Source organism: Streptomyces sp. NPDC018029 (assembly GCF_044327655.1).
Classification (GTDB): domain Bacteria; phylum Actinomycetota; class Actinomycetes; order Streptomycetales; family Streptomycetaceae; genus Streptomyces.
This window is the reverse complement of sequence record NZ_JBIRFV010000003.1, coordinates 831,576-844,650: the sequence shown is the minus strand read 5'-3', so window position 1 is coordinate 844,650 and position 13,075 is coordinate 831,576. Positions and strand designations below refer to the sequence as shown.

The window sequence follows — 13,075 nt, the reverse complement described above, 5'->3', positions numbered from 1 at the left end:
CTGTCCCGCATGGTCAATCTGACGCGCATCTACACCAGGACCGGCGACCAGGGGACGACGGCCCTCGGGGACATGAGCCGCACCGCCAAGACCGATCTGCGGATCGCGGCGTACGCCGACGCCAACGAGGCCAACGCGGCCATCGGCACGGCGATCGCGCTCGGCAGCCTCGACGAGGAGGTCGTGAAGGTCCTCGTCCGGGTCCAGAACGACCTCTTCGACGTGGGCGCCGACCTCTCCACTCCGGTCGTCGAGGACCCGAAGTATCCGCCGCTGCGCGTCGAGCAGAGCTACATCGACAAGCTGGAGGCGGACTGCGACCGCTTCCTTGAGGACCTGGAGAAGCTCCGCAGCTTCATCCTGCCGGGCGGCACGCCGGGCGCGGCGCTGCTGCACCAGGCGTGCACGGTGGTGCGCCGGGCCGAGCGGTCCACATGGGCGGCCCTGGAGACGCACGGAGAGGTGATGAACCCACTGACCGCGACCTACCTGAACCGCCTCTCCGACCTCCTCTTCATCCTGGCCCGCACGGCCAACAAGGAGGTAGGGGACGTGCTGTGGGTGCCGGGGGGCGAGCGCTAGGCCCCTCGCTCTCAGGCTTTCGTCAGGGGCCGGTCCTCGTCCCGCTCCCGCGGGGCAGGTCCCGGGCCCTTCTTCGGGAAGAGCGTGTACGTCCCGGCGACGAGGACGTTGATGCCGATCACCCACAGCATCTTCTGCTGCCACATCCGCAGCGACGAGATCTCGCCGTCCCCGCCGACGTACCAGACCGCGCCCTGCAGCAGGGCCATGGCGATCAGCGCGGCGAGGATCCAGCGGGCGGCGAGCTTCCACTCGTGGACGGCGCGGGCGGTGCCGTACTTCGGGGTCGAAGGGGCAGGGCCGCCCGCGAAGCGGTGGGCGACGCGGACGTCCACCCACTTGATCGTGTAGTGGCCGAGCGCGATCGAGTAGCCGATGTAGACGGCGGCGAGGCCGTGCTTCCAGTCCGGCTCGGCGCCGTTCTTCAGGTCGATCGCGGTGACGACGAACAGCAGGACTTCGAGCAGCGGCTCGCACAGCAGGACGGCGACGCTCGTACGCGGCATCCTCGCCCAGTAGCGCAGGGCGAGCCCGGCGGCGAGCAGCACCCAGAAGCCGACCTCGCAGATGACGATCAGCGCGACGATCACGGCGCTCTCCTTGTGTTCGCTTCCCCGGTCACCCTTCAAGGCTCGCGTTCCGGAGGCCGCTGATCGTCGTCGTCAGTGACGATGTGGGACTGCATCCTTCGATGTAGCGGACGGTTCCTCCCTCAGGATCAGGCAGGGGCCCGCCGCGCCGTGTTGGATGGACCCATGGCCCTGTCCCTTCCCCGCCCGCAGCGCGTCGACGTGCAGATCGCCGCGGCCAGCCTGTTCTGCGGGCTGATGCTGGAGGCGCTTGGGCTGCACTCCCAGGGAGGCAGGCCGTTCGGCGGCCACTGGTCGCTGCTGCCGCTCCTCGTCCTCGCCGGGCTCGAACTGCTGCGCAGCACCAGGCCGCAGACCGCCCTGACCTGCGGCACGATCGCGCTGGTGGCCGACCAGTTCACATCGGGCAACCTCGCGTCGATCCTGATGTTCACGGACATCGTCTACGCGGCCGTCGTGTACGGCACCCCGGCCGCGGCCCGGCGCATCCCCGTCACCACGGGCCTGGTGACGGTGGCGGTCACCCTCGGCTTCCTCGCCTGGTTCCAGCAGGCGGAGGCCGTCCTCATCGGCTTCGTCACGGGCGTGGTCTCCTTCGCGCCCGCCACCACGGGCGTCCTCGTGCGCAACCACCGCGAGGCCGCCGAGGCGGCGAAGCTGCGGGCCGAGCAGACCGCGCTCCTGGCGGAGATGGACCGGGCCCAGGCCGTCGGCGCCGAGCGCGCCAGGATGGCCCGCGAACTGCACGACATGGTCGCCAACCACCTCTCGGCGATCGCCATCCACTCCACGGCCGCGCTCTCCCTGGACGACCCGAAGACCAGCAAGGACGCGCTGGCCGTCATCCGGGAGAACAGCGTCGAGGGGCTGGCCGAGATGCGCCGCCTCATCGGCATCCTCCGCGATCACAGCGGCGACCTGGAGCCCGCGGCCGCGCCCACCCTGGACGGCCTCGGCGCCCTCGTCGCCACCGCCCGCACGAACGGCCTCGACGTCACACTCGACGACGCGCGCACCCCGGACGGCCCGAAGCTGCCCACACCGGTGGAGCTCGCGGCGTACCGGATCGTGCAGGAGTCCCTGACGAACGCCCTGAAGCACGCGTCGCCCGGCCGCGTCACCGTGTCCCTGGTCCAGGAGCCGCGCGCCCTCACGGTCCGCGTGACCAGCCCCTACGGAGATCCCTCGGGGCCGCGCGCCCCGGGCTCGGGCGCCGGCCTCGTCGGCATGCGCGAGCGCACCGAACTGCTCGGCGGCACCTTTGAATCGGGCCCCGAGAGCAGCCCCGACGGCAAGGTCTGGAACGTCTTTGCGACCCTGCCCGTCGACCCCGCCGACGAAGGAGCCAAGGAATGATCCGGGTACTGGTCGCCGAAGACCAGTCAGCCGTGCGCGCGGGACTCGTCCTGATCCTGCGCAGCGCGTCCGACATCGAGGTCGTCGGCGAGGCGGCGGACGGCGAGGAGGCCGTCGCGCTCGCCCGCGAACTCCGTCCCGACCTGGTCCTGATGGACATACAGATGCCACGTCTCGACGGGGTGGCGGCGACCCGGCAGGTCGTCGCCGAGGGCCTCGCGGACGTCCTGGTCCTCACCACCTTCGACCTCGACGAGTACGTCTTCGGGGCGCTGCGCGCGGGCGCCTCCGGGTTCATGCTGAAGAACACGGAGGCGAAGGACCTCCTCGAAGGGGTCCGCACGGTCGCGCGCGGCGAGGGCCTGATCGCGCCGGCCGTCACGCGCCGCCTGATCGCCGAGTTCGCCGCCCCCTCGAAGGCGGTACGCGGGGAGAACGCGCCGGACCCCGCCGTCCTGGACGGCCTCACCCGCCGCGAGCGCGAGGTCCTGTCCTGCATCGGTGAGGGACTGTCCAACGCGGAGATCGCGGCCCGCCTCTCCATGGCGGAGGCGACGGTGAAGACGCACGTCAGCCGGATGCTGGGCAAGCTGGAACTGCGCAGCCGGGTGCAGGCGGCCGTCCTGGCGCAGGAGTTGGGGGTCTGAGCCGGCGGTGAACCGCTCGGAGCGGCGCCGTGGACCGTCGTGATTCGGCCATTGGTTCAGACCTCTTGACCGTTGGTCCAGACCTTTCTATTCTCACCGCACTGCGGTGAGCACTCCCCCACGTGTCCACGTGCTCACGGGCGGCGCAGGGTCCCAACCCCTAAGACCCCCGGATCTCACCCGAGGAGCACCTCGTGCGCTTCAAGAAGAGCACCAACCGCTCGAGACTCAAATTCAGACACAAGGCCGTGGCGGGCGTCACCACGCTGCTGCTCCCGCTCGCCACCCTGGTCGCCCTCGGCTCCTCCGCCGAGGCGGCACCCGACGCCGCCCCCGAGGCCACCGCCACGTATGCCAAGACCCAGGACTGGGGCAGCGGCTTCGAGGGCAAGTGGACGATCAAGAACACCGGCACCACGAGCATCAGCTCCTGGAACGTCGCCTGGGACTTCCCCACCGGCACCAGGGTGACGTCGGCCTGGGACGCCACCGTCACCAACTCGGGCAACCGCTGGACCGCCAAGAACCTCGGCTGGAACGGGACGCTCGCCCCCGGCGCCTCGGTCTCCTTCGGCTTCAACGGCACCGGCTCCGGCGCCCCCTCCAACTGCGAGCTGAACGGCGCGAGTTGTGACGGCGGCGGCGTCCCCGGCGACAACCCGCCGAGCGCCCCCGGCACCCCGACCGCCTCCGGCATCACCGACACCTCGGTCAAGCTCGACTGGAAGGCCGCCACCGACGACAAGGGCGTCAAGAACTACGACGTCCTGCGCGACGGCGCCAAGGTCGCGACGGTGACGGAGACCTCGTACTCCGACACGGGACTGACCAAGGGAACCGACTACTCGTACACCGTCCAGGCCCGCGACACCGCAGGCCAGACGGGACCCGCCAGCGGCGCCGTCAAGGTCCGCACCACCGGCGGCGGCGACCCGGGCCCCGGCCCCGGCGACAAGGTCAAGCTCGGCTACTTCACCGAGTGGGGCGTCTACCAGCGCAACTACCACGCGAAGAACATCGCGACCTCCGGCTCCGCCGAGAAGATCACGCACATCAACTACAGCTTCGGCAACGTCCAGGGCGGCAAGTGCACCATGGGCGACTCCTACGCCGCCATCGACAAGGCCTACACCGCCGACCAGTCCGTCGACGGCGTCGCCGACACCTGGGACCAGCCGCTGCGCGGCAACTTCAACCAGCTGCGCAAGCTCAAGGCCAAGTACCCGAACATCAAGATCCTCTGGTCCTTCGGCGGCTGGACCTGGTCCGGCGGCTTCACCGACGCCATGAAGAACCCGGCGGCCTTCGCCAAGTCCTGCCACGACCTGGTCGAGGACCCGCGCTGGGCCGACGTCTTCGACGGCATCGATCTGGACTGGGAGTACCCGAACGCCTGCGGTCTGTCCTGCGACACGTCGGGCCCGGCCGTCTTCAAGAACATGATGCAGGCCTTCCGCACCGAGTTCGGCGCGAAGAACCTCGTCACCGCCGCCATCACCGCCGACGCCTCCAGCGGCGGCAAGATCGACTCCGCGGACTACGGCGGCGCCGCGCAGTACAGCGACTGGTACAACGTGATGACGTACGACTTCTTCGGCGCGTGGGCGGCGAAGGGGCCGACGGCACCGCACTCGCCGCTCACGTCCTACCCGGGCATCCCGCAGGAGGGCTTCAACTCCGCGGCCGCCATCGCCAAGCTCAAGGCCAAGGGCGTGCCCGCCTCCAAGCTGCTGCTCGGCATCGGCTTCTACGGCCGCGGGTGGACCGGCGTCACCCAGAAGGAGCCGGGCGGCACGGCTACGGGGCCCGCGCCGGGCACGTATGAGCAGGGCATCGAGGACTACAAGGTCCTCAAGAACTCCTGCCCCTCTAACGGCACGGTCGCCGGTACCGCCTATGCCCACTGCGGCAGCAACTGGTGGTCTTACGACACGCCGTCGACCGTTCGCTCCAAGATGGCCTGGGCCAAGGAGCAGGGGCTTGGTGGGGCCTTCTTCTGGGAGTTCAGTGGGGATACGGCCAACGGAGAGTTGGTGTCGGCCATCAATGACGGCCTGAAGTAGCCGTCCCGGATACGAAGCCGGGAAGACAGGATCGCCCCCTGTCTTCCCGGCTTCTTCATGCCGTACGGGAAGTACTACGCCACGTTCACGCGCTGGCCCGGAGGTGCCGCCTCCAGCCACGCCAGGAAACCCGTCAGTGCGTCCTCGCTCATCGCCAGTTCCAGGCGGACGCCACGGTGCAGGCAGCCCAGGACGATCGCGTCGGAGAGCAGGGCCAGCTCCTCCTCGCCGTCCGGGGCGCGGCGGTCCACCACCTCGATGGCGGAGCGCTCGAGGACCCGGCGCGGCCGGGGAGCGTACGAGAAGACGCGGAACCACTCGACGCGGTCGCCGTTGTAGCGGGCGACCCCGTACCCCCAGCCCTTGCCGGACGTGTCGCCCTTCTCCGGGGCGTCCCAGCGCAGGGAGCAGTCGAAGGTGCCGCCGGAACGCTGGATCAGCCGGCGCCGCAGTCCGAAGACGAAGAGCCCCACCAGAACCAGCACGATCAAAGCAAGTCCGCACACGAGCAGAGTGAGGATCATCGGCACCGACCTCCTCGCCTCTACTGTCGGCCGACGGGCCGACAACGGACCAATACATTGCACCCGCATTGCCTCAGCCGCGACCCGGTCCGGAACCTTCCCGGACCTGGCCGCGGCTGAGTCACGTTACGCCGCGCGCTGGGGTCAGCGCGTCGCCACCGCACGCAGTCGGACGTCGGCGCGCCGCTCGGCGGAGGCGTCGGCCTCCGACTTCGCGCGCTCCAGCGCCCGCTCCGCACGCTTGACGTCGATCTCGTCGGAAAGCTCCGCGATCTCGGCGAGCAGCGACAGCTTGTCGTCCGCGAAGGAGATGAATCCTCCGTGGACGGCGGCCACGACCGTGCCGCCGTCGCTCGTACGAATGGTCACCGGGCCCGACTCCAGCACACCGAGCAGCGGCTGGTGACCGGGCATGACGCCGATGTCGCCGGACGTGGTGCGCGCGACGACCAGGGTGGCCTCACCGGACCAGACACTGCGGTCCGCTGCGACCAGCTCGACATGCAGCTCAGCAGCCAAGAGTGGCTCCTCGGGTCACCACCCGGCGGTTCAGCCGGGTGTTGGGTCAAATTCTAGTGGGCGTACGGGGAGGGGCGGGACACTGCCCCTGCGCGGGGTGCCCCCGCCCCTCTCCGTTTGAGCTACTGAGCTCAGGAGACGCCGAGCTCCTTGGCGTTCTTCTTCAGGTCCTCGAGACCACCGCACATGAAGAAGGCCTGCTCGGGGAAGTGGTCGTACTCGCCGTCGCAGATCGCGTTGAACGCCGCGATCGACTCCTCGAGGGACACGTCCGAGCCGTCCACGCCGGTGAACTGCTTGGCAGCGTGGGTGTTCTGCGACAGGAAGCGCTCCACACGACGGGCACGGGCGACGACGAGCTTGTCTTCCTCGCTGAGCTCGTCGATACCGAGGATCGCGATGATGTCCTGGAGGTCCTTGTACTTCTGCAGGATTCCCTTGACGCGCATGGCGCAGTCGTAGTGGTCCTGCGCGATGTAGCGCGGGTCCAGGATGCGGGACGTGGAGTCCAGCGGGTCCACGGCCGGGTAGATGCCCTTCTCGGAGATCGGACGGGAGAGAACCGTCGTCGCGTCGAGGTGGGCGAACGTGGTGGCCGGGGCCGGGTCGGTCAGGTCGTCCGCGGGGACGTAGATCGCCTGCATCGAGGTGATCGAGTGACCACGGGTCGACGTGATGCGCTCCTGGAGGAGACCCATCTCGTCGGCCAGGTTCGGCTGGTAACCCACCGCGGACGGCATGCGGCCGAGCAGGGTCGAGACCTCGGAACCGGCCTGGGTGAAGCGGAAGATGTTGTCGATGAAGAACAGCACGTCCTGCTTCTGCACATCGCGGAAGTACTCCGCCATGGTCAGACCGGCCAGGGCGACGCGCAGACGCGTGCCCGGCGGCTCGTCCATCTGGCCGAAGACCAGCGCGGTCTTGTCCAGAACGCCGGCCTCTTCCATCTCGACCATGAGGTCGTTGCCCTCACGGGTGCGCTCGCCGACACCGGCGAAGACGGAGACACCGTCGTGCAGCTTGGCCACACGGACGATCATTTCCTGGATCAGCACGGTCTTGCCGACACCGGCACCACCGAACAGACCGATCTTTCCACCCTTGACGTACGGGGTGAGAAGGTCGACGACCTTCAGGCCGGTCTCGAACATCTCGGTCTTGGACTCGAGCTGGTCGAAGGCCGGGGCCTTGCGGTGGATCGTCCAGCGCTCGGCGTCGGCGACCGTGGACGGGTCGTCGTTCAGCACCTCACCGAGGGTGTTGAACACGCGGCCCTTGGTCACGTCGCCGACCGGCACCGAGATGCCCTTGCCGGTGTTGGTGACCGGGGCCTGGCGGACCAGGCCGTCGGTGGGCTGCATCGAGATCGCGCGGACCACGCCGTCACCCAGGTGCTGGGCGACCTCGAGGGTCAGCGTCTTCTTCGCACCCTCGGTCGACGGGTCGTCGACCTGGACGTGCAGGGCGTTGTAGATTTCCGGCATCGCGTCGACGGGGAACTCCACGTCGACGACCGGGCCGATCACCCGGGCGACGCGGCCCGTGGCAACGGCCGTCTCAACAGTGGTCGTCATTACTTGTCACTCCCCGCGGTCGCGTCGGCCAGCGCTGCTGTGCCGCCGACGATCTCGCTGATTTCCTGGGTGATTTCGGCCTGGCGGGCCGCGTTGGCAAGCCGGGAGAGGCTGTTGATCAGATCCCCGGCGTTGTCGGTGGCCGACTTCATCGCGCGGCGCGTGGCGGCGTGCTTGGAGGCAGCCGACTGGAGCATCGCGTTGTAGATACGGCTCTCGACGTAGCGCGGCAGCAGGGCGTCGAGGACGTCCTCCGCCGACGGCTCGAAGTCGTACAGCGGAAGGATCTCGTCCTTGGTGGACTTCGACTCTTCCGCCACCTCTTCGAGGCTGAGCGGCAGCAGGCGGCCGTCGATGGCCGTCTGCGTCATCATCGAGATGAACTCGGTGTAGACGATGTGGAGTTCATCCACGCCGCCCTCCGCCGTCTCCTTCTCGATGGCCTCGATCAGCGGCACCGCGACCTTCTTGGCGTCCGCGTACGTGGGCTCGTCGGTGAAACCCGACCACGACTCCACGACCTTGCGCTCGCGGAAGTTGTAGTGGGACAGACCGCGGCGGCCGACGATGTACGTGTCGACCTCCTTGCCCTCGGCCTCCAGGCGCGCGGTCAGCTGCTCCGCGGCCTTGATGGCGTTCGAGTTGAAGGCGCCGGCCAGTCCGCGGTCGCTCGTGAGGAGCAGCACCGCGGAACGGGTCGCCGTCTCCGGCTCGGTCGTCAGCGGGTGCTTCGTGTTCGAGCCGGTGCCGACCGCCGTGACCGCGCGGGTGAGCTCGGTCGCGTACGGCGTGGACGCCGCCACCTTGCGCTGGGCCTTGACCACGCGCGAGGCGGCGATCATCTCCATCGCCTTGGTGATCTTCTTGGTCGCGGTGACGGATTTGATGCGACGCTTATAGACCCGGAGCTGGGCTCCCATGAGTCAGGTCCCTTCCGTCGTCACTTGCCGGCGGCGGCCGGAGCGTCCTCGCCGAGAAGCTTCCCGTCCGAGGTCTCGAACTGCTTCTTGAACGCCGCGATCGCGTCGCCGACGGCCTGCAGCGTGTCGTCCGACATCTTGCCGCCCTCCTTGATGGAGGTCATGAGGCCCTGCTCCTGCCGGTGCAGGTAGGCGAGGAGCTCACGCTCGAAGCGACGGATGTCGTTGACCGGCACGTCGTCCATGCGACCGGTGGTACCGGCCCACACGGAGACGACCTGGTCCTCGGTCGCCATCGGCTCGTACTGCGGCTGCTTGAGCAGCTCGACCATGCGCTGGCCGCGCTCCAGCTGCGCCTTCGACGCGGCGTCCAGGTCGGAACCGAAGGCGGCGAACGCCTCCAGCTCACGGAACTGGGCGAGGTCCACGCGGAGGCGGCCCGAGACCTGCTTCATCGCCTTGTGCTGCGCGGAACCACCGACTCGGGAGACGGAGATACCGACGTTCAGCGCGGGGCGCTGACCGGCGTTGAAGAGGTCCGACTCCAGGAAGCACTGGCCGTCGGTGATGGAGATGACGTTGGTCGGGATGAACGCCGACACGTCGTTCGCCTTGGTCTCGACGATCGGCAGACCGGTCATCGAGCCCTTGCCCAGCTCGTCCGAGAGCTTCGCGCAGCGCTCGAGCAGACGCGAGTGCAGGTAGAAGACGTCACCCGGGTAGGCCTCGCGCCCCGGCGGGCGGCGGAGCAGCAGGGACACGGCGCGGTAGGCGTCGGCCTGCTTCGAGAGGTCGTCGAAGATGATGAGGACGTGCTTGCCCTCGTACATCCACTGCTGGCCGATGGCCGAACCGGTGTAGGGCGCCAGGTACTTGAAGCCCGCCGGGTCGGACGCCGGGGCGGCGACGATGGTCGTGTACTCCAGCGCGCCGGCCTCTTCGAGGGCACCGCGCACGGAGGCGATGGTGGAGCCCTTCTGACCGATGGCGACGTAGATGCAGCGCACCTGCTTGTTCACGTCGCCCGTGCGCCAGTTGTCGCGCTGGTTGATGATCGTGTCGACGGCCAGGGCGGTCTTGCCGGTCTGGCGGTCACCGATGATCAGCTGACGCTGGCCACGGCCGATCGGGGTCATCGCGTCGACGGCCTTGTAGCCGGTCTCCATCGGCTCGTGCACCGACTTGCGCTGCATGACCGTGGGGGCCTGCAGCTCGAGGGCACGACGTCCGCTGGTCTCGATCTCGCCGAGGCCGTCGATCGGGTTGCCGAGCGGGTCGACGACGCGGCCGAGGTAGCCCTCGCCGACGGCGACCGACAGCACCTCGCCGGTACGGCTGACCGACTGGCCCTCTTCGATACCGCTGAACTCGCCGAGGACGATCGAACCGATCTCGCGCTCTTCAAGGTTCAGCGCGAGACCGAGGGTCCCGTCCTCGAACTTCAGCAGCTCGTTGGCCATGGCCGAGGGCAGGCCCTCGACCTTCGCGATGCCGTCGCCGGCAAGGGTGACCGTACCGACCTCCTCGCGCGAGGCCGCGTCCGGCTTGTACGCCTGGACAAAGTTCTCCAGCGCGTCCCGGATCTCCTCCGGCCGGATCGTGAGCTCCGCCATCTGGGTTCCCTGCTCTCCTTGTTGGGCCCGAAGTTTTCTTGGGGGGTCTGGGGTCAGCCCCCAGGAATCCTCTGCACGGCCCAACTAGGGCCGTAGGTCGTGCTTCTTTGTCTTAACTACCGGCCACGCGGCGGCCGGCTTCCTCGATACGGTCCGCGATGGAGCCGTTGATGACCTCGTCGCCCACCTGGACCCTGATCCCGCCGAGGACCGTGGGGTCCACGTCGAGGTTGAGGTGCATCTGGCGTCCGTACACCTTCGCCAGGACGGCGCCGAGGCGCTCCTTCTGCCGGTCCGAGAGCGGAACGGCGGAAGTGACGACGGCGACCATGCGGTTGCGGCGGTCCGCGGCCAGCTTGGCGAGGGACTCCAGTCCCTCTTCCAGGCTACGTCCACGCGGCGCGGTGACGAGGCGCTCGACGAGACGCTCCGTGACGTCCTCGGCGCGACCCCCGAGCAGGCTGCGCAGCAGCTCGCTCTTGGCCGTGCCCGTCGCGGCGCGGTCGGTCAGCGCGGCCCGCAGCTCGGTGCTGGAAGAGACGATCCGGCCGAACCGGAAGAGCTCGTCCTCGACGTTGTCCAGGGCGCCGGCCTGCTGCGCGCCGGTCAGGTCGGCGAGGATGGCGAGCTCTTCGAGAGCGTCCACCAGGTCTCGCGACTGCGACCAGCGCGAGCGGACCATGCCGGCCACCAGGTCGGCGGTCTCGCCGCCCACCTGGCCGGACAGCAGGCGCCCCGCAAGCTCGGCCTTGGCCTCACCGGACTGCGACGGGTCGGTCAGGACCCGGCGCAGCGAGACCTCGCGGGCGAACAGCGCCGTGACGGCGGCAAGCTCGTCCGCGAGCTGCTTGGCGTCGACCGAGGTGCTGTCCGTCAGCGCGTCGAGACGCTCGCGCGCGGCGGCCAGGGCCTCGCGGCTCGCTCCGTGCGCTGTCATCGAGCTGCCTCGGCCTTCTCCTCGAGCTCGTCGAGGAAGCGGTCGATCGTGCGGCTCTGGCGGGCGGAGTCCTCCAGGGACTCGCCGACGAGCTTGCCGGCCAGGGCGGTGGCCAGCTGGCCGACGTCCTGACGCAGCGACTGCGCGGCGGCCTTGCGGTCGGCCTCGATCTGGGCGTGACCGGCGGCGACGATCTCCTCGCGCTGACGCTGGCCCTCGGCCCGCATCTCGGCGATGAGCGTGGCGCCCTGCTCCTGCGCCTCCTGGCGCAGACGCGCGGCCTCGTGCCGGGCCTCGGCGAGCTGAGCCTTGTACTGCTCAAGAACGCTCTGGGCCTCGGTCTGAGCGGCCTCGGCCTTCTCGATACCGCCTTCGATCGCCTCCCGGCGCTCTTCCAGAACCTTGTTGATGTTCGGGAGGAGCTTCTTCCAGAAGAAGAAGAAGACGATGGCGAAGGCGATGGCGCCGACGAGCAGCTCGGGACCCGGCGGGAGGAGCGGGTTCTGCTCTTCCTCGGCCGCCAGCTGAACCAGGTTGGCGATCACATCAATGCCTTTCGTCGAAAAGTGTCAGGTAGCTGTTGCCTAGCGACCGAACACGAACGGCATGACGATGCCGATGAGGGCGAGCGCCTCACAGAAGGCGAAGCCGAGAATCTGGTTGGCGCGGATCAGGCCGGCAGCCTCGGGCTGACGGGCGAGAGCCTGCGTGCCGTTACCGAAGACAATGCCGACACCGATGCCGGGGCCGATCGCGGCGAGGCCGTAACCGATCGAACCGAGGGAGCCGGTGACTTCGCTGGCGGCAAGGGTCTGGAGAGCGGACATGCCGGTTCTTCCTTCTCTTTCATGGGCCGGTGGGGGTTGGCCACCGGACGATCTGGTGGTTTGGAGACCTGGGTGCTCAGTGGTGTTCGGCGAGAGCGCCCTGGATGTACGAGCAGGCAAGGAGCACGAAGACGTACGCCTGAACGGCCTGCACGAAAAGCTCGAAGAGGATCATGACCATGGTCATCACGAAGGAGACGCCCGCGGCCGGGATCATGTAACTGTTCAGCAGGTACCAGGAGGCGACGGTGAACATCACCAGCATCAGGTGACCGGCGAACATGTTGGCGAACAGTCGCACCGCGTGCGTGAAGGGACGCACGAGCAGGTTCGAGAAGAACTCGATGAACGACACGAGCCACTTGATCGGACCGAGCGAGTTGTCGTAGCCCGTGATGTTCTTCCAACCGCCGACGAAGCCGTGGCGCTTGAAGGTCAGGGACACCCAGAGCACGTAGACCAGGAGCGCGAGAACGACCGGGTACGCAATGATCGACGAGACCGGGAACTGGGCCAGCGGGATCACCGACCAGATGTTCATGATCCAGACGAAGAAGAAGATCGAGACCATCAGGGGGACGTACTTCTCGCCCTCCTTCTTGCCGAGGGTCTCGTAGACGATTCCGCGTCGCACGAAGTCGTATCCGGCCTCACCGATCATCTGCAGCTTGCCCGGGACCAGCTTGGCCTTGCCGAACGCCACATAGAAGAAGGTGACGACGACGAGCGTGGTCAGCAGGGCGAGCAGCATGACCTTGTTGAACTCGAACCCGCCGACGGTGAAGATCGGCTTGAAGAGGAACGAGTGCAGACCCGGAGCCGGGAAGCCACAGCCGTTGTCGGACATGATCCGACAGCTCCAGTCAAAGGCGAGCTCAGTTTGGTCAGCACTCACCGCGGGCTCCTTCGGCGTGACGCATAGG

14 protein-coding genes are annotated in these 13,075 nt (G+C 68.4%); 4 read left to right on the top strand and 10 right to left on the bottom strand.

All coding sequences use genetic code 11. The annotated features are described in order from the left end of the window. Positions 1-9: 9 nt before the first annotated feature. Complete coding sequence (locus ACH4D5_RS12420) at positions 10-582, top strand: cob(I)yrinic acid a,c-diamide adenosyltransferase (RefSeq protein WP_398301250.1); 573 nt, start codon at positions 10-12, stop codon at positions 580-582. 11 nt (positions 583-593) lie between these two features. On the opposite strand, the gene ACH4D5_RS12415 is transcribed toward ACH4D5_RS12420, so the two are convergent. Then, positions 594-1,172: a hypothetical protein gene (locus tag ACH4D5_RS12415; RefSeq protein WP_398301247.1), complete on the bottom strand. Its 579-nt coding sequence runs from the start codon at positions 1,170-1,172 to the stop codon at positions 594-596. A gap of 165 nt (positions 1,173-1,337) precedes the next feature. On the opposite strand from ACH4D5_RS12415, the gene ACH4D5_RS12410 reads away from it, so the two are divergent. The 3 genes from ACH4D5_RS12410 (at position 1,338) to ACH4D5_RS12400 (ending at position 5,238) form a co-directional block, all read left to right on the top strand. Beyond that, on the top strand, positions 1,338-2,528 hold the full coding sequence (locus ACH4D5_RS12410) for a sensor histidine kinase (protein WP_398301245.1): 1,191 nt from the start codon (positions 1,338-1,340) through the stop codon (positions 2,526-2,528). Continuing rightward, positions 2,525-3,175 (top strand): response regulator, encoded by a 651-nt coding sequence (locus tag ACH4D5_RS12405; RefSeq protein ID WP_398301243.1) that lies wholly within the window; start codon positions 2,525-2,527, stop codon positions 3,173-3,175. Before ACH4D5_RS12410 ends, ACH4D5_RS12405 begins: the two co-directional genes overlap by 4 nt. Positions 3,176-3,369: 194 nt before the next feature. After that, positions 3,370-5,238 (top strand): glycosyl hydrolase family 18 protein, encoded by a 1,869-nt coding sequence (locus tag ACH4D5_RS12400; protein WP_398301241.1) that lies wholly within the window; start codon positions 3,370-3,372, stop codon positions 5,236-5,238. 74 nt (positions 5,239-5,312) lie between these two features. On the opposite strand, the gene ACH4D5_RS12395 is transcribed toward ACH4D5_RS12400, so the two are convergent. The 9 genes from ACH4D5_RS12395 to atpB all read right to left on the bottom strand — a co-directional run bounded on the left by ACH4D5_RS12395 (position 5,313) and on the right by atpB (position 12,999). Next, positions 5,313-5,762: a DUF2550 domain-containing protein gene (locus ACH4D5_RS12395; protein ID WP_398301239.1), complete on the bottom strand. Its 450-nt coding sequence runs from the start codon at positions 5,760-5,762 to the stop codon at positions 5,313-5,315. Between the two features lie 144 nt (positions 5,763-5,906). Next, a complete protein-coding gene (locus ACH4D5_RS12390) occupies positions 5,907-6,281 on the bottom strand; it encodes a F0F1 ATP synthase subunit epsilon (protein WP_150172272.1) in 375 nt (124 codons plus the stop codon). Between the two features lie 131 nt (positions 6,282-6,412). Next, positions 6,413-7,855 (bottom strand): F0F1 ATP synthase subunit beta, encoded by a 1,443-nt coding sequence (atpD, locus tag ACH4D5_RS12385; RefSeq protein WP_362990266.1) that lies wholly within the window; start codon positions 7,853-7,855, stop codon positions 6,413-6,415. Further along, entirely contained in the window at positions 7,855-8,775 is a 921-nt protein-coding gene (locus tag ACH4D5_RS12380) for a F0F1 ATP synthase subunit gamma (RefSeq protein WP_398301236.1), read from the bottom strand. The genes atpD and ACH4D5_RS12380 overlap by 1 nt, the downstream gene beginning before the upstream one ends. A 20-nt stretch (positions 8,776-8,795) precedes the next feature. Further along, positions 8,796-10,388, bottom strand: coding sequence for a F0F1 ATP synthase subunit alpha (gene atpA / locus ACH4D5_RS12375; RefSeq protein ID WP_398301234.1), 1,593 nt, complete (start codon positions 10,386-10,388; stop codon positions 8,796-8,798). A gap of 112 nt (positions 10,389-10,500) precedes the next feature. Next, on the bottom strand, positions 10,501-11,325 hold the full coding sequence (locus tag ACH4D5_RS12370; protein WP_398301232.1) for a F0F1 ATP synthase subunit delta: 825 nt from the start codon (positions 11,323-11,325) through the stop codon (positions 10,501-10,503). Next, on the bottom strand, positions 11,322-11,870 hold the full coding sequence (locus ACH4D5_RS12365) for a F0F1 ATP synthase subunit B (protein ID WP_398301230.1): 549 nt from the start codon (positions 11,868-11,870) through the stop codon (positions 11,322-11,324). The genes ACH4D5_RS12370 and ACH4D5_RS12365 overlap by 4 nt, the downstream gene beginning before the upstream one ends. A gap of 39 nt (positions 11,871-11,909) precedes the next feature. Next, entirely contained in the window at positions 11,910-12,152 is a 243-nt protein-coding gene (atpE, locus tag ACH4D5_RS12360; protein WP_398301228.1) for an ATP synthase F0 subunit C, read from the bottom strand. A gap of 76 nt (positions 12,153-12,228) precedes the next feature. Continuing rightward, positions 12,229-12,999 carry a F0F1 ATP synthase subunit A gene (gene atpB / locus ACH4D5_RS12355; protein WP_398301460.1) on the bottom strand — a complete coding sequence of 257 codons (771 nt, stop codon included), beginning with the start codon at positions 12,997-12,999 and terminating at the stop codon, positions 12,229-12,231. Positions 13,000-13,075: the final 76 nt, after the last annotated feature.